Consider the following 21,649-nt stretch of genomic DNA (forward strand, 5'->3'; position numbering starts at 1 on the left):
GTCGGGGCAGCCTAGCCGATCGACGCCGCCGCATACCGGCCGAGATGATCGACCGGGTGCGCTCAGAGCACCCGGGGCGGGGTGTTGCCGGCGGCGATGATGGCCCGGCGCATCGGCACGGCGGCCAGCAACGCGAAGCCGACCACGAAGAAGATCAGCAGCGACACCAGGCCCACCCGGTAGGACGAGGTGAGCTGGAACACCAGGCCGAACGCGAGCGGGCCGAGCCAGCTGGTGCCCTTGTCGCTGATCTCGTAGAAGCCGTAGTACTCGCCCTCCTTGCCGGCGGGGATGAGCTGGCTGAACAGCGATCGGCTCAGCGCCTGGCTGCCGCCGAGCACCAGCCCGATGCAGCCGCCGAGGATCATGAACGGCACCGGCGCCTCGGCGGGCAGCCGGAACGCGGCGATGATCACGCCGGTCCAGAGCACCAGCGACAGCAGCACGGTCTTCCAGGCGCCGATGCGTCGGGCGAGCGCGCCGAGCGCGAGCGCGCCGCCGAAGGCGAGGAACTGCACCAGCAGGATGGTCACGATCAGGGTGCTCTGCTCCAGCCGCAGCTCCTCGGTGCCGTACTGGCTGGCGAGGGTGATGACGGTCTGGATGCCGTCGTTGAACACCAGGAACGCGAGCAGGAAGAACAGCGTCAGCGGGTACGCCTTGACCTCGCGCAGCGTGCGGCCGAGTTGCCGGAACCCGTCGGTGAGCACGTTGCCGCCGCCGAGCGGCACCGCGACCGGCGGGCGTTCGCGCAGCCAGCGCAGCGGCAGCAGGGTGAACGCGGCCCACCACACGCCGGCCGAGACGATCGACCAGCGGGCCAGGTCGAGGGTGCGCTGGGCGTTGCCCTCCTCGCTGAGCGCGGTGACGGCGACCAGGTTGAGCGCGAGCAGCAGCCCGCCGCCGAGGTAGCCGATGGCCCAGCCGCGGCTGGAGATGGCGTCCCGGTCGTCCGGGCCGCCGAGCTGCGGCAGGAACGAGTTGTAGACGACCACGGCGGCGCCGAAGGAGATGTTCGCGACGAGGAACAGCGCGCCGCCGAGCAGGTACCGCTCGCCGGTGACGAACGCGAACGCGATGGTCGCGCCGGCGCCGGTGAACGCGGCGGCGGCCAGCAGCCGCTTCTTGTGCGCGGACCGGTCGGCGATCGCGCCGATGACGGGCAGCACGAACACGGTCAGGAAGACCGACAGCGAGATCAGGTACGGGTAGTAGGAGCCGGCGGCGATGCGGATGCCCAGCGGGTGCACCACGCCGTCGCAGCGGTCGGCGCCCAGCTCGCAGCCGGCGGCCAGCTCGGTGACGGTGGTCAGGAACGGCCCGAGGAAGACCGTGATGACGGTGGTCTGGAACGCGGAGTTGGCCCAGTCGTAGAGGTACCAGCCGGTGCGTTCGCGGCGGGTGCTGCCCGGGGGTGCGGGCTCGGCGACGGCGGGGGTGACCGTTTCGGCCATCGGGGCGGTCCTCGGGGTTCAGGCGGCCCAGTGGCCGCGGCTGCGGTAGACGTCGCGGAGCACGCCGACGTGATCGGTCATGATGCCATCCACCCCAAGATCAAGTAACTGGTGCATCCGGGCGGGTTCGTCGATCGTCCAGACGTGCACCTGCAGGCCGATGCGGTGGCAGTAGGCGAGGAACCGCCGGTCGACCACCGGGATTCCCCCGTAGGAGACCGGGACCTGGGCGGCGGCCACCGACGGCGGCAGTCGCAGCGACCGGCCGTGCAGGGAGGCCATCCGCAGCCGGGCCACGCCGCGCATGCCGAGGCTGGTGGCGACCGTCGGGCCGGCCAGGGCGCGCAGCCGGGTCAGCCGGGCGTCGCTGAACGAGGCGAGCAGCACCCGGTCGCCGGCGCCGGCCCGCACCACCGCCTCGACGGTCGGCGCCACCCCGCCGTCGGCCTTGACGTCGACGTTGAACCGGACCTGCGGCCACGCGCCGAGCACGTCGTCGAGGCGGGGCACCAGGGCGGCGCCGCCGACGCGTACCGAGGCGAGGTCGGCGAAGCGCAGGTCGGCGATGCGCCCGCCCTCGCCGGTGACGCGGCGCAGCGTCGGGTCGTGGAAGACCACCGGCACGCCGTCGGCGGTGGCGTGCACGTCGGTCTCCACGTACCGGTAGCCCAGCGCGACCGCGCGGGCGAACGCGGCGGCGGTGTTCTCGTCGCCGTCGGCCGCGCCGCCGCGGTGGGCGAAGGCCAGCGGCGCGGGCGCGTCGAGGTAGCCGTGACGGGGCTGCACGCCGGCAGTATGCCGGGCCGAGACGGCCAGCGGGTGTCCGGCCGGTGAAATTCCCTATCGTTACCTGTTGTCGCTAGCATAGGGTGCGATGGGTAACGACATGTACTCGGTGGAGCAGGTCGCGGCGCGGCTCGGGCTGCACGTGCGCACGGTCCGCGGCTACATCCGCGCCGGCCGGCTGCCCGCGACGCGGATCGGCAAGCAGTACCGGATCGCCCGCGCCGACCTCGACGCGTTCACCGGCCGGCCCGCGCGACCGGCCGGCCCGGCGGCGGAGGTGTCCAGCATCGTGGCCCTCGACGGCGTCGACCGGGCCGCCGCCGACCGGCTCGCCACGCTGGTGCTGGCCGGCGTCACCACCCACCCCGACCCGGACCGTCCGCTGCGCGTGCAGACGGTCCACGACGAGGAACGGCACCATATGAAGATCATCGTCCTGGGCGACCTCGGCGCCACCGCCGAGCTGCTGCGCCTGCTCGACGCGGTGCTCGACGGCGACAACGGCCTGCTCGCCGGGAAGGAGGCCGACCGTGGCTGACGAGCTGCGCGAGCGCGCCGGCGTCACGGTGCTGGTCTGCGACCCGGCCGGCCCGCCGATCGTCACCGAGGCCGACGCGCTGGAGCTGATCGGCGCGGCGTTCGCCGGCGCCACGGTGGTGGCGGTGCCCGCCGCCCGGCTCGACCCGAGCTTCTTCACGCTGGGCACCCGCTTCGCCGGGGAGGTCATGCAGAAGTTCGTCAACTACCGGCTGCGCCTGGTGGTGGTCGGGGACATCTCCGCGTACCTGGCCGCCAGCGGCGCGCTGCGCGCCCTGGTCGCCGAGTCCAACCGCCACGACCAGGTGTGGTTCGTCCCGGACCTGGCCGCCCTGGACGCGCGCCTGGCCGCCGTCCCGTAACCCCCACGCGATCGTGCACTTCCGGCCCTCGTTCGAGGCGGTTCTGCCCGATACGCCCGGGCAGCAAGTGCAAGATCGCGGGGGCGGGTTGGGGGTGGGGGGCGGGGGAGGTCAGTGCAGCCAGCCGGCGGTCAGGGCGGTCACGCCCAGGCCGTCGGTGTCGGCGAGTTTGACGGCGACGAACTGGCGGGCGGCGGGGGAGGTCTGCACGCGGGGGGCGGGTTCCGGGTCGGTCAGTGTCGCCACCACCGCCGCGGCGGCCTCGGCCGGCGACTGCGCGGCGGCGAACGCGGCGGCGCTGCGACCGAGGTACGCCCGCAGCGCCGGCCCGTACGGCCCGGCGGCGGCCACCGCGGTGTCCGCGTCGATCCCGACGTTGGCGACGAACTCGCTGGCCACCGCGCCGGGCTCGACCACGCAGACGCTCACCCCGACGGTGGCCGCCACCGGCGCCAGGGACTCCATGAACCCCTCGACGGCGAACTTCGCCGCGCAGTACGCCTCGTTGAACGGCTGCCCGACCACCCCGCCGACGCTGGTCACGGTGATCAGCCGCCCGTTCGCGGCGCGCAGGTGCGGCAGCGCGGCACGGGTGACGTGCAGGACGCCGAAGAAGTTGACCTCCAGCACCGCCCGCACGTCGTCGACGGTCTCCCGCTCCAGCGTGCCGACGTGGCCGGCGCCGGCGTTGTTGACCACCGCGTCGAGCCGGCCGTGCCGGGCCACCACGTCGGCCACGCAGGCGGTCACCGAGGACTCGTCGACCACGTCGAGTCGGCGTACCTCCAGCAGGTCGCCGACCCCGGCGGCGTCGGCGGCGGCGCGCAGCGGGCCGGCCCGGTCGGGGTCGCGCAGCGTGGCGACGGTGCGCCAGCCGGCGCGGGCCGCGCCCACGGCGGTTTCCAGGCCGATGCCGGTGGACGTGCCGGTGATCAGCACGACGGGAGCGTTCACGTCTGCCACGGTCCCACCCTATGTCGGGGCCGCGCGGCGGATTCAGCCGGTTCGGTGCCGGCGGTGCGCGCGGCTCGGGTCGACCGGCCGGCCGGGGTCGACGTGGCGGGGCCCGTCGGGCTCGTGCGGGCGCAGCGGGGCCAGATGGTCGGTGATCGCGTCGATGATCCGGTCGGTGGCGCGGCGGGCCGCGCCGGGCGCGCCCGGATCCAGGTCGGCCAGGGCCACCGGGGTGCCGAAGTGCACCCGGATGACCGGCCGGCGGGCGAGCGCCCGGGCCAGGCCGCGCAGCATGCCCTTCGGCGCCCGGTACGGCAGGACCTCGTGCGAGCCCCACTGGGCGACCGGGACGACGGCGGCGCCGCTGGCGAACGCGAGGCGGGCCGCGCCGGTCTTGCCGCGTTCGGGCCACATGCCGGGGGCCAGCCCGATGCGTCCCTCCGGGTAGACCAGCACCACCGACCCGCCGGCGACCGCCTCGGCGGCGATCTCCAGCGACCGGTGCACGGCGGTGGTGCCGCGGTCGACGCGGATGTGCCCGGCGTGGCGCATCAGCGGCCCGAGCACCGGGGCCCGGAACAGCCCGCCGGTGGCCATGATCCGGGGGGCGACGCGCCGGACCCGGCAGGCGGCGGCGAGCACGACCGGGTCGAACGGGCTGATGTGGTTGGCGGCCAGGATCAGCGGCCCGCGGCGCAGCGCCTCCGGCACGTCGCCGGTGACCTCCAGGCGGCCGATCAGCGCGACGGCGGCCCGGGCGAGCGTCTGCGCGCCGCGCCACAGCAGCGGCGCGCGCCAGGGGGAGGTGTCCATCAGTGCTGGATGGTCGCACGACCGCGCCGGTGGAGGTGATCAGGGTCATTGGTCCCGGGTCGGTTCGGGCCCTCCGACTCTGAACTTTTTTCTACGACGCCGAGTAGTATTTACTACGTCTCGTAGTAAGAAGGCTGGGGGTTCTCAGGTGGACGCGTTGGACGTCGCCCGCTGGCAGTTCGGTGTCACCACCGTCTACCACTTCCTGTTCGTGCCGCTGACCATCGGCCTGTCCGTGCTGGTCGCCATCCTGCAGACCATGTGGCACCGCACCGGCAACGAGCGGTACCTCAAACTCACCAAGTTCTACGGCAAGCTGTTCCTCATCAACTTCGCCATGGGCGTGGTCACCGGCATCGTGCAGGAGTTCCAGTTCGGCATGAACTGGAGCGACTACTCCCGCTTCGTCGGCGACATCTTCGGCGCGCCCCTCGCCATCGAGGCCCTGGTCGCGTTCTTCCTCGAATCCACGTTCATCGGCCTGTGGATCTTCGGCTGGGACCGGCTGCCCAAACGCCTGCACCTGGCCGCGATCTGGGCCGCCGCGATCGGCACCAACCTCTCCGCCTACTTCATCCTCGCCGCGAACTCGTTCATGCAGAACCCGGTCGGCTTCCGCATCAACCCCGACAGCGGACGCGCCGAACTGACCGACTTCGTCGCCGTGCTCACCAACAAGGTCGCGCTGGTCACCTTCCCGCACACCCTCGCCGGATCGTTCCTGGTCGCCGGATCCCTCGTGGTCACCGTCGGGCTGTGGCACGTGATGCGCAACCGCGGCAGCGCCGACACCGGCGCCTACCGCTTCGCCACCAGGTTCGGCTCCTGGGTGGTCCTGGTCTCCGCCACCCTCGTCGTCCTCACCGGCGACATCCAAGGCAAGATCATGACCGAGGTGCAGCCGATGAAGATGGCCGCCGCCGAGGGCCTCTACACCACCGAGAGCCCCGCCTCGTTCTCCGTGCTCACCGTCGGCAGCCTCGACGGCAGCCGCGAGGTCTTCGCCCTCAAGATCCCCTACCTGCTGTCGTTCCTCGGCACCGGCGACCCGAACGGCACCGTGCAGGGCATCAACGACCTCCAGGCCCAGTACGCCAGCCAGTACGGCCCCGGCAACTACGCCCCGATCATCCCGGTCACCTACTGGAGCTTCCGCTTCATGATCGGCTTCGGCCTGGCCGCCGCCGCCATCGCGCTGCTGGTGCTCTGGAGCCACCGCAAGGGCCGCACCCCCACCAGCCGCTGGCTGCTGCGCGCCGGCCTGGTCATGCCGGTACTGCCGCTGCTGGCCAACTCCTTCGGCTGGATCTTCACCGAGATGGGCCGCCAACCCTGGATCGTGTTCGGCGAGATGCTCACCCGCAACGGCGTGTCCCGCAGCGTCTCCCTGACCGAGGTGCTCACCTCCTTCACCGCCTTCACCCTCATCTACGCCACCCTCGCGGTGATCGAGTTCAAGCTGCTGGTCCGCTACGCCCGCGCCGGCGTCCCCGACGTCACACCGCCCCCCGCCGACGACACCGACGACGCGCAGCGCCCCCTCGCGTTCGCCTACTGACCGAAAGAGCCCACCGTGGAACTGACCACCGTCTGGTTTCTCCTCGTGGCCGTGCTGTTCACCGGCTACTTCATCCTCGAAGGCTTCGACTTCGGCGTCGGCATGCTGCTGCCCGTGCTCGGCCGCGACGACCGGCAACGCCGCGTCCTGATCAACACCATCGGCCCCGTCTGGGACGGCAACGAGGTCTGGCTGATCACCGCCGGCGGCGCCATGTTCGCCGCGTTCCCCGAGTGGTACGCCACCCTGTTCTCCGGCTTCTACCTGCCGCTGCTGCTCATCCTGCTCGCCCTCATCGCCCGCGGCGTCGCCTTCGAATACCGGCACAAGCGGCCCGAGGCGTCCTGGAAACGCCGCTGGGACCAGGCCATCTTCTGGGGTTCGGCGGTGCCGGCCGTGCTGTGGGGCGTCGCGTTCGCCAACATCTTCCGCGGCGTCCCCCTCGACGCCGACCACGAGTACGCCGGCGGCCTGCTCGACCTGCTGCACCCGTACGCGCTGCTCGGCGGCCTGACCACGCTCGGCCTGTTCGCCACCCACGGCGCGGTGTTCCTCGCGCTCAAGACCACCGGCGACATCCGGCAGCGCGCCGGCACGCTCGCGGTCCGCCTCGGCGCCGGCACCGCCGTGGCCGCCGTGGCGTTCCTCGGCTGGTCGCTGAGCATCCGCGCCAACGCCGCCGCCGTCGTGCTCGCCGTCGGCGCCGCCCTCGCCCTGCTCGGCGGCCTCGCCGCGGCGAGGGCACGCCGCGAGGGCTGGGCGTTCACCGGCACCGCGCTGGCCATCGCGCTGGCCGTGGCGACCCTGTTCGCCGCGCTGTTCCCGAACGTCCTGCCGTCCACGCTCGACCCGGCCGGCACGCTCACCGCCACCAACGCCGCGTCCACCCCCTACACCCTGAAGATCATGACGTGGGTCGCGGTGGTGTTCACTCCGATCGTGCTCGCCTACCAAGGTTGGACCTACTGGGTGTTCCGCCGCCGAATCGGGGTACAGAACATTCCGCAACACTGATGGACCTGCGGGCGCAGGGGTGGCGCGGGGCCGGTGCGAGGGGGTCGCACCGGCCCCGCGGGGTGCCCGGGACAGCGCTCAGCGGGCCTCGCGCAACTCCGCCAGCCGCGCCTCGATCTCCGCCAGCTCCGCACGCAACTTCTCCGCCTGCTGTTCCGCCTCGGCCCGCTCCGCGCCCAGGATCTGCTCCACCGCCTCCTGCACCCCCGGCACGTCCACCAACGCCACCATCCGCAGCGCCTCCGCCGGCTTCACCACGTACGGCCTGGCGAGGGCCTTCGCGCCCTGCTGCGCGGCCACCGTCCACTCGCCCTCGGCGTACGCCAGCGTCACCGTCAGCCCCGCCGGCGTCTTCGGCTTCGCCGCCTTCACCGCCCGCTTCGCCGGCCTCGGCTCCGCCTGCTGCTCCACCTTCGGCTCCTCCCGACGCGGCGCGGGCACCCGCGGCGTGTCCAACACGAACTCCGGCGCCGCCGGCGCGGCCGGCGCGGCCACCTCCGGCTCGGGCTTCGGCTCGGCAGCCGGCCGCCGCCCGGCGCCCTTCGGCGCGACCGCCACGTCAGCGGGGGAGAAGGGCAACTCGTCGCGGCCGAAACGCACCACCACGAACTCCTCGGACTGCTCGGGATCGGTCAGCTCCACCACCTGCCCGAGCTGCCCGGCCATCTGCCCCGCCGCCTCGGTGAACACCACCCGCGGCTTCCGGCCCGCCGCCAACGACTCACGGATCTGCTGTACCTCGTCAGTGGACAACCCCTGGACCGCCATCACGCCCTCTTCCGTACACCTGTTTGATTGCCGCCCTTGATACCAGGCCGGCACGACAGCCCGACGGTCAACCCCCGAGCGCCCGCAACGCCGCGTCGGCGTGCGCGTTCATGCTCACCTCGCTGTGCACCACCGCCAGCACCCGCCGGTCCGGACCGATCACGAACGTCATCCGCCGGGTGCTCAACGCGCCCAGCGGCAACCGCCGCCGCACCCCGAACGCCGCCGCCACCGCGCCGTCGACGTCGGACAACAGCGGATAGTCGAAACCGTGCCGGCGGGCGAACTCCGCCTGCCGCTCCACCGGGTCCCGGCTGATCCCCACCCGCGACGCGCCCACCGCCGCAAACTCCGCCGCCAGGTCCCGGAAGTGGCAGCTCTCCGCCGTGCACCCCCGCGTCATCGCCGCCGGATAGAAGAACACCACCACCGGCCCGGCGGCCAGGAACTCCGACAGCCGCCGCGGCGCACCCGTCTGGTCCGGCAGCGTGAAATCCTCCACCAGGTCACCGACACCCACACCCACCACATACCTCCCGAGCCTCGCCGTCGATGCGGTGAGCCTAGGCGCGCCAGACGCCCGCCACCTCGTCGGCCACCACCTCGGCCTGCGCGAACCCCGCCCGCGCCGACGCCGCCCGCCGCGTCGGATCCAGCACGTTACGCCCGATCGCCGCCCGCGCCGCCCGGTCCGGCACCACCACCGCCACCCGCGCCCCCGCCGCCCGCAACGCCGCCACCTGCGCCGACACCCGCGGCATCGGCCCCACCGCGGCACTCGTCGGCGCCAACACCACCACCCGCCGCGCCCCGGCGGCCAGATCCGCGTTCACCGGCGACCGCACCCCACCGTCGACGAACCGCCGACCCCCGACCGTCACCGGCGGCCACACCCCCGGCACCGCGCAACTGGCCCCCACCGCGTCGACGAGCGACACCCCACTGCCGGCGTCGAACACCACGAACTCACCCGACACCGCGTCGACCGCGGTCACCAACAGCCGCCGCGCCGGCCACTGCCGCGCCGGCAACCGCGCCGCGATCACCGCCCGCCGCGACTGCTCCGACGGGGTACGCGCCGCCAACGCCACCGCACCCACCCGCGCGCGGGCCCGCGCCGCGTCCCGCCCCCGACCGCCGGCCCACGCCCACCGGGCCAGCACCCCCAACCCGAGCCGGGCCTGCACCTCGTCACCCGGCGGCCGCAACTGCGCCGCGTACCGCTGCGCCGGCGGCACCCCGCAACACACCTGCGCCCCGACCACCGACCCCGCCGACGTGCCCACCACCAGATCCGCGTCCTCCAGCGACACACCCCGCCCGGCCAACCCGGCCAGCAGCCCCAACTCCCAGGCCACCCCGGTCACCCCACCGCCGCCCAGCACCAACGCCCGCCCCATGTGACAGTCCTCTCCGTCGCCGCCGGTGCCGCCCACGGTAACGTCGCCCCCAGCAGCAGGGCAGGGGAGGACGCATTGACCTCGGTCACCATCGTCACCGGCGGTGGACGCGGCATCGGCGCCGCCACCGCCCGCCGGCTCGCCGCCGCCGGCCACGACCTCGTCATCGGCTACCGCGCCGACCACGACGCCGCCGCGACCGTCGCCGCCGACGTCCGCGCCGCCGGCCGACGCGCCGTCACCGTCGCCGCCGACACCACCGACCCCGACGCGGTACGCCAGCTCTTCGCCGCCGCCGACCAGCTCGGCCCGCTCACCGGCCTGGTCAACAACGCCGGCGTCACCAGCCCCATCGGCCCCTTCACCGACCTGCGCGCCGAGGACCTGCGCGACGTCGTCGACATCAACCTGATCGGCTACGTCCTCTGCGCCCAGCAGGCCGCCCGCCGGATGAGCGCCGGCGGCGCCATCGTCAACGTGTCCTCCGCCGCCGCCACCCTCGGCAGCCCCGGCGAGTACATCCACTACGCCGCCGTCAAAGCCGCCACCGACACCCTCACCGTCGGCCTGGCCAAGGAACTCGCCCCGCGCGGCATCCGCGTCAACGCGGTCGCCCCCGGCATCATCCGCACCGACATCCACGCCCGCTCCGGCGTACCGGACCGCCCCGACCGCGCCGCCGGCCGCATCCCGCTGGGCCGCGCCGGCGAACCCGACGAGGTGGCCGGCGCGATCGTGCACCTGCTCGGCCCCGACGCCTCGTACACCACCGGCGCGGTCCTGCGCGTCGCCGGCGGCCTCTGACCGGCGCGGCGACCCGGAGCAGACCCCGGGCCGCCGCCACGCGTCAGTGCGTGAACAACTTCGCCGCCGTGATCAGCGTCTGCACCACGCCGTAGCCCAACAGCACGGCCACCACCAGCCACGACACCACCAGACGGACCTGCTGCCCGCCACCGCTGCGCTCGTTCACGACCCGCTCCGCTCCGCCGTCACCGGCTGCCCGTCCACCATCTCGTCCCGGCCCGACGCCGGCTCGTGGAACCGCCGCGGCACCGGCCGGATCAGCAGGTTCGCCACCAGCCCCACCGCCAGCACCCCGACCATCGTGAACAACGCCGGCCGGTACGCCGACGCGGTCAACGAGCCCGGCTCGCCCTGCGCGTCCAGGAACGCGTTGACGATCAACGGGCCGGCCACCCCCGCCGCCGACCACGCGGTCAACAGCCGACCGTGGATCGCGCCCACCTCGAACGTGCCGAACAGATCCCGCAGATACGCCGGCGCAGTCGCGAACCCGCCGCCGTAGAACGACAGGATCACGCAGGCCAGCAGCACGAACAACGCCGTCGCGCTCTGCCCGACCAGCGCCAGCACCAGGTACAGCACCAGGCCCACACCCAGATACACCACGTAGATCGGCTTACGGCCGATCACGTCCGACGTCGACGACCAGACGAACCGGCCCGCCATGTTGAACAGCGACAGCAACCCGACGAACCCGCCGGCCGCCGCCACCGACACCGCCGACGTGCCGTTGTCCCGGAAGAAGTCCTGGATCATCGGGCTGGCCTGCTCCAGGATGCCGATGCCCGCCGTCACGTTGCAGAACAGCACCACCCACAGCAGCCAGAACGAGCGCGTCCGCACCGCGTTCGCCGCCGACACGTTCGCGGTGGTCACCATCGGCTTCGCGGCCACCTTCGCCGGGTCGAACCCGGCCGGCCGCCAGTCCGCCGCCGGCACCCGCACGTTGAACACCCCGAACATCATGATCACGAAGTAGCCGACGCCGAGCGTGACGAACAACCACACCAACGCCGACCCCGACGCCGTCGACCCGCTGTTCGACGGGTCGTACCCCGGGTCGAACAACGACAACAACTGCCGGGACAGGGGAGAGGCCACCATCGCCCCGCCACCGAACCCCATGATCGCCAGCCCGGTCGCCAGACCCGGCCGGTCCGGGAACCACTTGATCAACGTGGAGACGGGGGAGATGTACCCGATCCCCAACCCGATCCCACCCAGCACCCCGTACCCCAGGTACAGCAGCCACAACTGCGACGTCGCGATGCCCAGCGCGCCCACCAGGAAACCCGCCGCCCAGAAGCACGCCGAGACGAACATCGCCTTCCGCGGCCCGTTCGCCTCCACCCACGTACCGGCCACCGCGGCCGACAACCCCAACATCACGATCGCGATGCTGAAGATCACCCCGATCGCCGTCTGCCCCGAGTCGAAATGCGCGATCAGGGAGTTCTTGTACACGCTCGTCGCGTAGACCTGCCCGATGCAGAGATGGATCGCCAGCGCCGCCGGCGGGATCAGCCACCGGCTGTACCCCGGCGGCGCGACGGTGTGCCGACGATCGAGTGCGGAAAGCATCAGTGCTTCCTCCGTCCAGATGGCGAGAACCCCTCGCTTCATGCCCCCCGCGCATGCAGTGCCCAAACCCGCCACGCGCCCGACGGTCGAAACCCGGAGCCGAACGGTCGACCGTACCCGCACCCGTCGCCCGACGACCACCGAGCGTGACCACCCGCCGAAGTGCGAGGATGAGCCCGTGAAGATCCTGTCCATCCAGTCCTCGGTCGCCTACGGCCACGTCGGCAACTCCGCCGCCGTGTTCCCGCTGCAACGCCTGCGCCACGAGGTCTGGCCGGTGCTGACCGTGCACTTCTCCAACCACACCGGCTACGGCGCCTGGCGCGGCCCCCTGCTCGCCCCCACCGACGTCGCCGACGTCATCACCGGCATCGCCGACCGCGGCGTGCTCGGCACCGCCGACGCCGTCCTCTCCGGCTACCAGGGCGACCCCGCCGTCGGCGCCGTCATCCTCGACGCCGTCGCCCAGGTCAAAGCCGCCAACCCGGCCGCCCTCTACTGCTGCGACCCGGTCATGGGCGACGTCGGCCGCGGCATGTTCGTCCGCCCCGGCATCCCCGAATACCTGCGCGACACCGTCGTGCCCCGCGCCGACATCGTCACCCCCAACCAGTTCGAGCTGGAGTTCCTCGCCGGCCGCCGCACCGACACCCTCGACGACCTGCTCACCGCCGTCGACGCCGTCCGCGCCACCGGCCCCGACCACGTCCTGGTCACCAGCGTCCTGCACGGCGACCTGCCCAACGACCACCTCGACGTCGTCGCCGTCTCCACCGACGGCGCCTGGGCCGTCACCACCCCGCTGCTGCCGATCAGCCCCAACGGCGGCGGCGACGTCACCGCCGCCCTCTACCTGGCCCACCTCGCCACCACCGGATCACCCGCGACCGCGCTGGAACGCACCACCAACTCCATCTACGCGGTCCTCGACGCCACCCTCGCCGCCGGCACCCGCGAACTCCAACTCGTCGCCGCCCAGGACGCCATCGCCGACCCACCCACCCGGTTCACCGCCCGCCAACTGCGCTGAACACCTGGACGCCCCCGCCCCGGCCAGCGAAAATGCCAACGTGCCAACCCACCACCCGGCCACCGACGACCCCGCCTTCGCCCACCGCCTGCGCGACCTCGCCCGCCTACGCCGCATCCGCGACCGCATCGACCGCGAACACGCCCAACCCCTCGACGTCGAAGCCCTCGCCCGCGGCGAACACATGTCCGCCGGCCACCTCAGCCGCCAGTTCCGCCAGACCTACGGCGAAACCCCGTACTCCTACCTCATGACCCGCCGCATCGAACGCGCCATGGCCCTGCTGCGCCGCGGCGACCTCAGCGTCACCGACGTCTGCTTCGCCGTCGGCTGCCAGTCGCTCGGCACCTTCAGCACCCGCTTCACCGAACTCGTCGGCGAACCCCCCAGCGCCTACCGTGCCCGCCATGCGCCCGGCGCCGCCGAACCACCCCCGTGCCTCACCAAACACGCCACCCGACCGATCAGGAATCGAGAAGCCCCCGCCACCTGACCGAACTAGCGTGACCACCATGACCGTCACGATCCACTACGCCTTCCTGCCCCACACCGACGCCGACGCCGCCCTCGCCTTCTACCGCGACACCCTCGGCTTCGACCTGCGCAACGACGTCGGCCAGGGCGACACCATGCGCTGGCTCACCGTCGGCCCACCCGGACAACCCGAGACCGGCATCGTCCTGCACCCGCCGGCCGTCGACCCCGGCATCACCGACGACGAACGCCGCACCATCTACGAACTCATCGCCAAGGGCACCTACGGCGCGCTCACCCTCGCCACCGACGACCTCGACACGCTCTTCGACCGCCTCCAGGCCAGCGGCGCCGACGTCGTCCAGGAACCCACCGAACAGCCCTACGGCGTCCGCGACTGCGCCTTCCGCGACCCCACCGGCAACCTCATCCGCATCAACCAACGACGCTGACCCGACACGACGTACCGTACTATGTACGCCGGCCGGCGCGCCGTACGCCGGCCGGCCCCGACACCGCACCAACCGGACGGAGACCCATGCCCCAGGCACGCGCCGACAGCCACGACGTCATCCGCGTCCACGGCGCCCGCGAGAACAACCTGCGCAACGTCGACGTCGACGTGCCCAAACGCCGCCTCACCGTCTTCACCGGCGTCTCCGGCTCCGGCAAGAGCAGCCTGGTCTTCGGCACCATCGCCGCCGAATCCCAACGCCTCATCAACGAGACCTACAGCGCCTTCGTCCAAGGCTTCATGCCCACCCTGTCCCGCCCCGACGTCGACATCCTCGAAGGCCTCACCACCGCCATCATCGTCGACCAGGAACGCATGGGCACCGACCCCCGCTCCACCGTCGGCACCGCCACCGACGCCAACGCCATGCTCCGCATCCTCTTCAGCCGCCTCGGCCAACCCCACATCGGCCCACCCAACGCCTACTCCTTCAACGTCCCCTCCGTCCGCGCCACCGGCGCCATCACCGTCGACCGCGGCCCCGACAAGACCCAGACCAAGAAGGGCACCTTCCACCGCCTCGGCGGCATGTGCCCCCGCTGCGAAGGCCGCGGCAGCGTCACCGACTTCGACCTCACCGTCCTCTACGACGCCGACCGCACCCTCAACGAGGGCGCCATCACCATCCCCGGCTACAGCATGGACGGCTGGTACGGCCGCATCTTCCGCGCCAGCGGCATGTTCGACCCCGACAAACCCCTGCGCGACTACACCGACCGCGAACGCCACGACCTGCTCCACAAGGAACCCACCAAAATCAAGGTCGAGGGCATCAACGTCACCTACACCGGCCTCATCCCCGCCATTCAGAAGTCGATGCTCGCCAAGGACGTCGACGCCATGCAGCCCCACATCCGCGCCTTCGTCGAACGCGCCGTCACGTTCACCACCTGCCCCGACTGCGACGGCACCCGCCTCGCCCCCGAGGCCCGCTCCTCGAAGATCAACGGCATCTCCATCGCCGACGCCTGCGCCATGCAGATCAGCGACCTCGCCACCTGGGTCCGCGACCTGCACGAACCCTCCGTCGCCCCGCTGCTCACCGCACTGGGGGACACCCTCGACTCCTTCGTCGAGATCGGCCTCGGCTACCTCAGCCTCAACCGCCCCGCCGGCACCCTCTCCGGCGGCGAGGCCCAACGCACCAAGATGATCCGCCACCTCGGCTCGTCCCTCACCGACGTCACCTACGTCTTCGACGAACCCACCATCGGCCTGCACCCGCACGACATCGCCCGGATGAACAACCTCCTGCTCCGCCTGCGCGACAAGGGCAACACCGTCCTGGTCGTCGAGCACAAACCGGAAACCATCGCCATCGCCGACCACGTCGTCGACCTCGGCCCCGGCGCCGGCACCGACGGCGGCACCATCTGCTACGAAGGCACCGTCGCCGGCCTGCGCGCCAGCGACACCGTCACCGGCCGCCACCTCGACGACCGGGCCACCCTCAAGGACACCACCCGCACCCCCACCGGCACCCTGCCCATCCGCGGCGCCGCCACCCACAACCTGCGCGACGTCGACGTCGACATCCCGCTCGGCGTCCTGGTCGTCGTCACCGGCGTCGCCGGCTCCGGCAAGAGCAGCCTCATCCACGGCTCCCTGGCCAAACGCGACGACGTCGTCAGCATCGACCAGACCGCCATCCGCGGCTCCCGCCGCAGCAACCCGGCCACCTACACCGGCCTGCTCGACCCCATCCGCAAGGCCTTCGCCAAGGCCAACGGCGTCAAACCCGCCCTGTTCAGCGCCAACTCCGAAGGCGCCTGCCCCACCTGCAACGGCGCCGGCGTCATCTACACCGACCTCGGCATGATGGCCGGCGTCGCCAGCACCTGCGAGGACTGCGAAGGCAAGCGCTTCCAGGCCGCCGTGCTCGACTACCACCTCGGCGGTCGCGACATCAGCGAGGTCCTCGCCATGCCGGTCAACGAGGCCGAGAAGTTCTTCGGCGCCGGCGACGCCCGCCTCCCGGCCGCCCACGCCATCCTCGACCGGCTCGCCGACGTCGGGCTCGGCTACCTCACGCTCGGTCAACCACTGACCACGCTGTCCGGAGGGGAGCGGCAGCGGATCAAGCTGGCCACCCGGATGGGGGACAGGGGCGGCGTCTACGTCCTCGACGAACCGACCACCGGCCTGCACCTGGCCGACGTCGCCCAACTGCTCGGCCTGCTCGACCGGCTGGTCGAATCCGGCAAGTCGGTCATCGTCATCGAACACCACCAGGCGGTCATGGCGCACGCCGACTGGATCATCGACCTCGGCCCGGGCGCCGGCCACGACGGCGGTCGCATCGTCTTCGAGGGCACCCCGGCCGACCTGGTGACCAAGCGGTCCACCCGCACCGGCGAACACCTCGCCGCCTACGTCGGGGCCTGACCCGCGAAACCCGGGGCGGCGGTGTCCGGCACCGACACCGCCGCCCCGACCAAGCAGTTCGATAATCTACATTATGTCAAGTAAGGCGGGGTCGGGGTCCCCCGTCACTCCACCACCGGGTCCGCCAACACCGCCGCCAACACCCGCGACGGCTCCGCGACCGGCCCCGACCCGGACACGATCGTGACGAGCGCCTTCCACAACGCCCAGCCCCGAGCCCGCCGCCACGCGTCGACCGGCAACCCGACCGCATCCCGGAACGCCGCACGCTCGACGCCGACGCACCACGTCCAGGCCGGCACCAGGTCGCAGGCCGGATCACCCACCCCGCACTGCCCGAAGTCGATCATCGCGGCGAGCCGGCCGCGCACGACCAGCAGATTCCCGGCCGAGACGTCACCGTGGAACCACACCGGCGCCGTCGGCCAGGCGGACGTCACCGCGCCCGCCCACACCTTGCGCGCGGCGGCCGCGTCCACCCGGCCGTCCAGCGCCGCCAGGGCCTGCTCCACCTCGTCGCCGTAGACGCTCGGGTGGCAGCCCCGGAAAGCCGAGTTCCGGCCGGCGACCGGTCCGCCCGCCGTCGGCGCCTCGCGCAGCGCGGCCAGCAGGCCGCCGAGGTCCCGGGCCACGGCGACGCGGTCCAGGCCGTCGGCGGCCTCCAGCGTGTCGCCGGGCAGCCACCGCCGCACCGACCAGGGGTACGGGTAGCCGGCGCCGGGCGCCCCGGTGGCGACCGGTTCGGGTACGGGCAGCGGCAGGTGGCGGGCCAGGACGGGCAGCCAGCGGTCCTCCTTGGCGACGCCGGGCACGTAGCCCTCGGCGCTCGGCAGCCGGGCCAGCAGGTGCTCGCCGAGGCGGAACGTCCGGTTGTCCCACCCCTGGCGCGCGACGGCGGTGACCGGCAGGTGCGCCCACTGCGGGAACTGCGCGGCGACCAGGGCGCGGACGAGTGCGGCGTCGATCTGCACCATGCGGTCCAGTCTGCGGGGTACGGCAATCGTTTTTGTCGGTGCGCTCCCCCGGAGTGGCGGCCTGGCAGGAACGCGAGAATCATGCATAATATCCCTTATGCATGACAAAGCGGACGAAACGGTAGGGTCGTTGATCGAGGAGTTCCTGACCGCCCGGGCCACCCGCAAGCCCTCACCGCACACCCTGGCCGCCTACCGGCGGGACCTCACCGGCGTCGCCGCGCTGGAGGTGGCGGACGGTGACGACACTCCCCTCCCCCTGGGCCGGCTGCCGGTCGGGCGCCTGTCCCCCCGGCTGATGCGCGCGGCGTTCGCCCGGTTCGCCGCTCCCCGCGCCGCCGCGTCGGTCCACCGTGCCTGGTCCACCTGGAACAGTTTCTTCACGTTCCTGGTGGCTGACGGGGTGGTGGCCGGGAACCCGATGCCCGCGGTCGGGCGGCCCCGTACGCCGCTCCCCCGGCCCAAGCCGTTGCGGGGCGAGGACACCCCGGAGGAGTTGCTGGCGGCGGTGGCGCGGGCCGAGGGCCGGCAGCGCGACCCGTGGCCGGAGCGGGACGTGGCGGTGCTGGCGTTGGCGTTGTGTGCCGGGTTGCGTCTGTCGGAGCTGCTGGCGCTGCGGGTGTCGTCGCTTGCCGGTCGCGAGGGTGAGCGGCGGGTGGACGTGGCCGGCAAGGGTGGTCGGCCGCGTACGGTGCCGATCGAGGTGGGCGTGGACCGGGTGGTGGGTGGTTACCTGGACAGCCGGCGGCGGCGGTTCGGGGCGCGCAGTGTGCGTCCGGACGGGTCGTTGCTGGTGGACCGGCAGGGTGAGCCGTTGCGTCGGGGTGGTCTGCAGTATCTGGTGGAGTCGTGTTTCCGGCGGGCGGGCATCGGTGACCGGGTGCCGCGCGGGGCGCGGTTGCACGCGTTGCGGCACACGTTCGCGACGCGGTTGGCCGAGGACGGGGCGAGCGCGGCGGAGATCATGCGGTTGCTGGGGCATGCGTCGTTGGCGTCGTCGCAGACGTACATCGAGGTGACGGCGGGTCAGCAGCGGGCGGCGGTGGCGGCCAACCGAACGAACCGGGCGTTGTCGGGGTTGGGTCTCTAGGGGGCGGGGGGCGCGCCGGGCAGGCCGAGGTGGTTCGCGACGTGGGCCAGGTGGTGGGAGGTGCCCCAGGCGAGCCAGTGTCGGGCGGTGCCGGGGGTGGCGTGGCGGGCGGCGCGCAGGGCGATCTGTTCGTCGCCCCAGGAGAAGTGTCGTCCGAGGGTGGGCCAGTGGTCGGCGGTGACGAGTGTCCGGCACAGGTCGTGGATGGCGCTGTTGCCGTTGTCGTCGCGGGCGGCCCGGTAGGTCCACCAGACGTCGTGGTCGGTGTAGCGGAGGTTCGGGGGTGGTCCCCAGCCGCCGGTGGCGGGTCGGGGGTGGGCGATGCCGTAGTCGGCGAATCGGATGTCGTGGTCGTGGAGGCGTTGCCAGAGGTCGAGGTCGAGGCGGCGGAGCGGGGTGGCGGTGTTGGGGGGTAGGTGGGCGATGCTGCGGGGCATTGCTCCGGCGGCGACGACGATGGCTTTCCAGGGGTGCCGGTGGGTCCAGGAGAGGTGTTTGCGGACCAGTGGTTCGGCTCGGGTGAGGTCGTGTTCGGAGCGGAGGTGGGCGGCGTCGAGGAGCAGGACGGCGTGTTCGGCGCGCAGGTCGATGGCGGACAGGAGGCGTTGGCGCGGGTTTCGGCGTCGTCGTCGGTGGGGTCGAGTCGCAGGACGGCGCCGTGTCCGTGCAGGGCGGCGGCGTCGCGGATGTCGGCCAGTCGGGCGGGGCTGTCGTGGGGGTGGGCGACGGGCAGCATCGGGTTGCCCCACTGGTGCAGGTCTTCGGCGATGTCGGGCAGCGGTCGTCGGATTCCGGTGGCGGGGTCCGGTAGGCGGTGGGCGTCGACGGCGATGGTCATGTCGCGGTGGACGGTTCGTCGGGCGTGCTGGCTGAAGGTGTGGGCGTCCTGGATGGGTCCGTGTGTGGTGGCGGCGACGTCGAAGACCGGGAGGATGTGGGGCGCCAGGTCGTCGGGGACCTGGTCGAGGGCGTCGAACTCGCCGGCGCGGCCGTGGAGTATCGGGAAGTAGTCCGCCATTGCGCATCGCCCCACACGATCCGACCGACAGTTACTGTCATCGATGGTCCACGCTTCGTGTCCGATCGGCAACCGTAGGTGTGCGGCTGGTGGTCGTGGTGGTGGCAGGATCGGTCGGATGCGGGTGGATGCGGCGCGGGCGGTGGCGGTCGACTGGGTGCGGGAGCGGATGCGGGCGGATCCGTCGGTCGAGGGGGCGTTGTTCAGTGGCTCGACGGTGGGGTTGCCGGGCGACGCGCAGTTGCCGGTGTGGTCGGACGTGGACGTGCTGCTTGTGCGGGACTCCCCCGGCGTGAAGGTGGGCAAGTTCGTCCATCGGGGGGTGTTGTTGGAGGTCAGTTCGGTCACCTGGGCGGAGGTGGGTGAGCCGGAGGATGTGCTGGGGTCGTGGGTGTTCGCGCCGATGTTCCGTACCGATGCGGTGATCGCGGATCCGTCGGGGCGGTTGGCGGCGGTGCGGCGGCGGGTGGCGGTGGGGTACGCGGATCCGGTGTGGGTGCGGCGGCGGTGCGCGGGGGTGCGGCGGCGCATCGAGGACGGGTTGCGGGTGTTGGACGCCGGGGCGCCGCTCGCGGAGCAGGTGTTGGCGTGGGTGTTCCCGACGTCGCTGGTGGCGGTGTGGCCGGCGGTGGCGGGGTTGGTGGATCCGACGGTGCGACGGCGGTTCGTGCGGGCGTCGGAGGTGTTGACGCGGTTCGGGTTCGGCGCGCGGTATCCGCGGTTGCTGGCGGCGGTGGACGGGGGCGGGTTGGGCGCGGGGCAGGTGCGGGAGCATCTGGCCGGGTTGGCGGTGGTGTTCGACGAGGTGGCGCGGCTGCCGCGGGAGGGGTTCGCGTTCGGGGCGGATCTGGGCGCGGCGGGGCGGCCGGTGGTGTTCGACGGTGGGGCGGCGTTGGTGGCGGCGGGGCGGCATCGGGAGGCGATGTTCTGGGTGGTGGTGACGTACGCGCGGTGTCTGGTGGTGTTGGGGGTGGTGGCGCCGGAGCGGGAGCGGGCGTTGCGGCCGGGGTTGGTGGCGGTGTTGGCGGATCTTCAGGTGGTGTCGGCGGCGGATCGGCGGCGGCGCGCGGACGCGGTGTTGGCGTCGTTGCCGGGGTGGCAGTTGGTGGTGGATGCGATCGTGGCGCGCGCTGTGGCAGGGTGAGGGGGACGCGACTGGCGGCACGGGGATGGGTGAACCATCGGGGAGCTCGTCGTGGGGGTCGACCGCCTGGGCCTCCGCGGGCGAGGTGTCGCATGTCTTCTTCTTCGGTGGTTGCGGGTTCGTCGGCGCGGTTGTTGCCGGGTGGGCCGGTGGCGGAGCGGGTGTTGGGTGAGGTCGCCGCGTCGGTGGCGGACCTGCGTGCGGTGGGGGTGACGCCGGCGTTGGCGACGGTGCTGGTGGGTGACGACGACGCGAGCGCGGGTTACATCCGGATCAAGCAGCGGCAGGCGGCGGCGTTGGGGTTCGCGTCGCCGCACGTGCATCTGCCGGCGTCGGCGTCGCAGGCGGATCTGCACGCGGTGGTGGCGGATTTCAACGCCGACTCGGCGGTGCACGGGGTGCTGGTGCAGCATCCGATCCCGGGGGGTCTGGACTACGACCGGGCCCTCGCCGTGGTGGATCCGGACAAGGACGTCGACGGCATGCACCCGGTGAACATGGGTCGGTTGGCGTTGGGGTTGCCGGGGCCGTTGCCGTGTACGCCGGCGGGGATCGAGGCGTTGTTGGCGTTTCACCAGGTGCCGGTGTCGGGCCGGGAGGTGGTGGTGCTGGGTCGGGGTGCGACGTTGGGTCGGCCGTTGGCGATGTTGTTGGCGCAGAAGCGGCCGACGGCGAACGCGGCGGTGACGGTGGTGCACACGGGGGTGGCGGACTGGCCTCGGTACACGCGGCGGGCGGAGATTCTGGTGGCGGCGGCGGGGGTGCCGGGGATCGTGCGGCCGGAGCATGTGCGTCCGGGCGCGGTGGTGGTCGGTGGTGGGGTGCGGTATGAGGGGCGGCGGTTGTTGCCGGATGTGGACGAGTCGTGTGCGCGGGTGGCGGGTGCGATCACGCCGCGGGTGGGTGGGGTGGGTCCGACGACGGTGGCGATGTTGTTCCGTAACGCGGTGCGGGCGGCCCAGCGGCTGACCGGCGTGGTGTGAGGG

General features: G+C 72.6%; 22 protein-coding genes, 1 pseudogene and 1 riboswitch. Of the genes and pseudogenes, 12 read left to right on the forward strand and 11 right to left on the reverse strand.

Annotation, left to right across the window (positions count from 1 at the left end; all coding sequences use genetic code 11):
- Positions 1–62 precede the first annotated feature (62 nt).
- Together TPA0908_RS23265 and TPA0908_RS23270 are read right to left on the reverse strand one after the other, a co-directional pair.
- Positions 63–1,454 carry an MFS transporter gene (locus TPA0908_RS23265; protein WP_281941240.1) on the reverse strand — a complete coding sequence of 464 codons (1,392 nt, stop codon included), beginning with the start codon at positions 1,452–1,454 and terminating at the stop codon, positions 63–65.
- Positions 1,455–1,472: 18 nt separating this feature from the next.
- Complete coding sequence (locus TPA0908_RS23270) at positions 1,473–2,240, reverse strand: glycerophosphodiester phosphodiesterase (RefSeq protein WP_281941242.1); 768 nt, start codon at positions 2,238–2,240, stop codon at positions 1,473–1,475.
- Positions 2,241–2,328: 88 nt separating this feature from the next.
- Between TPA0908_RS23270 and TPA0908_RS23275 the strand changes: the two genes are divergently transcribed.
- Positions 2,329–2,778, forward strand: coding sequence for a helix-turn-helix domain-containing protein (locus TPA0908_RS23275; RefSeq protein ID WP_281941244.1), 450 nt, complete (start codon positions 2,329–2,331; stop codon positions 2,776–2,778).
- Complete coding sequence (locus TPA0908_RS23280) at positions 2,771–3,139, forward strand: DUF4180 domain-containing protein (RefSeq protein WP_281941246.1); 369 nt, start codon at positions 2,771–2,773, stop codon at positions 3,137–3,139. Before TPA0908_RS23275 ends, TPA0908_RS23280 begins: the two co-directional genes overlap by 8 nt.
- A gap of 111 nt (positions 3,140–3,250) precedes the next feature.
- Here TPA0908_RS23280 and TPA0908_RS23285 read toward each other — a convergent pair whose 3' ends face one another.
- Positions 3,251–4,102, reverse strand: a complete 852-nt coding sequence (locus TPA0908_RS23285) for an SDR family NAD(P)-dependent oxidoreductase (RefSeq protein WP_374709242.1) — start codon at positions 4,100–4,102, stop codon at positions 3,251–3,253.
- Between the two features lie 33 nt (positions 4,103–4,135).
- Positions 4,136–4,906 (reverse strand): lysophospholipid acyltransferase family protein, encoded by a 771-nt coding sequence (locus tag TPA0908_RS23290; RefSeq protein WP_281941248.1) that lies wholly within the window; start codon positions 4,904–4,906, stop codon positions 4,136–4,138.
- 148 nt (positions 4,907–5,054) lie between these two features.
- Here TPA0908_RS23290 and TPA0908_RS23295 point away from each other — a divergent pair, with 148 nt between their 5' ends.
- On the forward strand, positions 5,055–6,464 hold the full coding sequence (locus TPA0908_RS23295; RefSeq protein WP_281941250.1) for a cytochrome ubiquinol oxidase subunit I: 1,410 nt from the start codon (positions 5,055–5,057) through the stop codon (positions 6,462–6,464).
- 15 nt (positions 6,465–6,479) lie between these two features.
- The gene (gene cydB, locus TPA0908_RS23300; protein WP_281941253.1) at positions 6,480–7,478 is read left to right on the forward strand and encodes a cytochrome d ubiquinol oxidase subunit II; all 999 of its coding nucleotides are present in this window, start codon (positions 6,480–6,482) and stop codon (positions 7,476–7,478) included.
- A gap of 78 nt (positions 7,479–7,556) precedes the next feature.
- Here cydB and TPA0908_RS23305 read toward each other — a convergent pair whose 3' ends face one another.
- The 3 genes from TPA0908_RS23305 to TPA0908_RS23315 all read right to left on the reverse strand — a co-directional run bounded on the left by TPA0908_RS23305 (position 7,557) and on the right by TPA0908_RS23315 (position 9,646).
- Positions 7,557–8,246: a hypothetical protein gene (locus tag TPA0908_RS23305; RefSeq protein WP_281942672.1), complete on the reverse strand. Its 690-nt coding sequence runs from the start codon at positions 8,244–8,246 to the stop codon at positions 7,557–7,559.
- 67 nt (positions 8,247–8,313) lie between these two features.
- Entirely contained in the window at positions 8,314–8,772 is a 459-nt protein-coding gene (locus tag TPA0908_RS23310; protein WP_281941255.1) for a peroxiredoxin, read from the reverse strand.
- A 37-nt stretch (positions 8,773–8,809) separates the two neighbouring features.
- Positions 8,810–9,646, reverse strand: coding sequence for a patatin-like phospholipase family protein (locus tag TPA0908_RS23315; RefSeq protein ID WP_281941257.1), 837 nt, complete (start codon positions 9,644–9,646; stop codon positions 8,810–8,812).
- Positions 9,647–9,721: 75 nt separating this feature from the next.
- Between TPA0908_RS23315 and TPA0908_RS23320 the strand changes: the two genes are divergently transcribed.
- Positions 9,722–10,450 (forward strand): SDR family oxidoreductase, encoded by a 729-nt coding sequence (locus TPA0908_RS23320; protein WP_281941260.1) that lies wholly within the window; start codon positions 9,722–9,724, stop codon positions 10,448–10,450.
- A gap of 43 nt (positions 10,451–10,493) precedes the next feature.
- On the opposite strand, the gene TPA0908_RS23325 is transcribed toward TPA0908_RS23320, so the two are convergent.
- Together TPA0908_RS23325 and TPA0908_RS23330 are read right to left on the reverse strand one after the other, a co-directional pair.
- Complete coding sequence (locus TPA0908_RS23325; RefSeq protein WP_281941262.1) at positions 10,494–10,619, reverse strand: MFS transporter small subunit; 126 nt, start codon at positions 10,617–10,619, stop codon at positions 10,494–10,496.
- A complete protein-coding gene (locus TPA0908_RS23330) occupies positions 10,616–12,034 on the reverse strand; it encodes an OFA family MFS transporter (RefSeq protein WP_281941264.1) in 1,419 nt (472 codons plus the stop codon). Before TPA0908_RS23330 ends, TPA0908_RS23325 begins: the two co-directional genes overlap by 4 nt.
- A 178-nt stretch (positions 12,035–12,212) precedes the next feature.
- Here TPA0908_RS23330 and pdxY point away from each other — a divergent pair, with 178 nt between their 5' ends.
- The 4 genes from pdxY to TPA0908_RS23350 all read left to right on the forward strand — a co-directional run bounded on the left by pdxY (position 12,213) and on the right by TPA0908_RS23350 (position 16,437).
- Positions 12,213–13,064, forward strand: a complete 852-nt coding sequence (gene pdxY, locus TPA0908_RS23335; RefSeq protein WP_281941266.1) for a pyridoxal kinase PdxY — start codon at positions 12,213–12,215, stop codon at positions 13,062–13,064.
- A 40-nt stretch (positions 13,065–13,104) separates the two neighbouring features.
- On the forward strand, positions 13,105–13,557 hold the full coding sequence (locus TPA0908_RS23340) for a helix-turn-helix transcriptional regulator (protein WP_281941267.1): 453 nt from the start codon (positions 13,105–13,107) through the stop codon (positions 13,555–13,557).
- Positions 13,558–13,576: 19 nt separating this feature from the next.
- On the forward strand, positions 13,577–13,990 hold the full coding sequence (locus tag TPA0908_RS23345; protein ID WP_281941270.1) for a VOC family protein: 414 nt from the start codon (positions 13,577–13,579) through the stop codon (positions 13,988–13,990).
- A gap of 86 nt (positions 13,991–14,076) precedes the next feature.
- Positions 14,077–16,437 (forward strand): excinuclease ABC subunit UvrA, encoded by a 2,361-nt coding sequence (locus tag TPA0908_RS23350; protein WP_281941272.1) that lies wholly within the window; start codon positions 14,077–14,079, stop codon positions 16,435–16,437.
- 104 nt (positions 16,438–16,541) lie between these two features.
- On the opposite strand, the gene TPA0908_RS23355 is transcribed toward TPA0908_RS23350, so the two are convergent.
- The gene (locus TPA0908_RS23355) at positions 16,542–17,411 is read right to left on the reverse strand and encodes an aminoglycoside phosphotransferase family protein (RefSeq protein ID WP_281941275.1); all 870 of its coding nucleotides are present in this window, start codon (positions 17,409–17,411) and stop codon (positions 16,542–16,544) included.
- Between the two features lie 97 nt (positions 17,412–17,508).
- Here TPA0908_RS23355 and TPA0908_RS23360 point away from each other — a divergent pair, with 97 nt between their 5' ends.
- Positions 17,509–18,501, forward strand: coding sequence for a tyrosine-type recombinase/integrase (locus TPA0908_RS23360; protein ID WP_281941277.1), 993 nt, complete (start codon positions 17,509–17,511; stop codon positions 18,499–18,501).
- Here the strand turns inward: TPA0908_RS23360 and TPA0908_RS23365 are convergent.
- Positions 18,498–19,519: pseudogene (locus tag TPA0908_RS23365) on the reverse strand (beta family protein). The gene TPA0908_RS23360 and the pseudogene TPA0908_RS23365 sit on opposite strands and share 4 nt — an antisense overlap.
- Positions 19,520–19,637: 118 nt before the next feature.
- Between TPA0908_RS23365 and TPA0908_RS23375 the strand changes: the two are divergent.
- Complete coding sequence (locus tag TPA0908_RS23375; protein WP_281941283.1) at positions 19,638–20,663, forward strand: hypothetical protein; 1,026 nt, start codon at positions 19,638–19,640, stop codon at positions 20,661–20,663.
- Positions 20,661–20,742, forward strand: a riboswitch (ZMP/ZTP riboswitch). It overlaps the preceding gene by 3 nt.
- Before the next feature lie 13 nt (positions 20,743–20,755).
- A complete protein-coding gene (locus TPA0908_RS23380) occupies positions 20,756–21,646 on the forward strand; it encodes a bifunctional 5,10-methylenetetrahydrofolate dehydrogenase/5,10-methenyltetrahydrofolate cyclohydrolase (protein ID WP_281941285.1) in 891 nt (296 codons plus the stop codon).
- Positions 21,647–21,649 lie beyond the last annotated feature (3 nt).

Origin of the sequence: Micromonospora sp. AKA38 (genome assembly GCF_027925725.1) — a bacterium.
In the GTDB taxonomy this organism is placed as follows: Bacteria; Actinomycetota; Actinomycetes; order Mycobacteriales; family Micromonosporaceae; genus Micromonospora.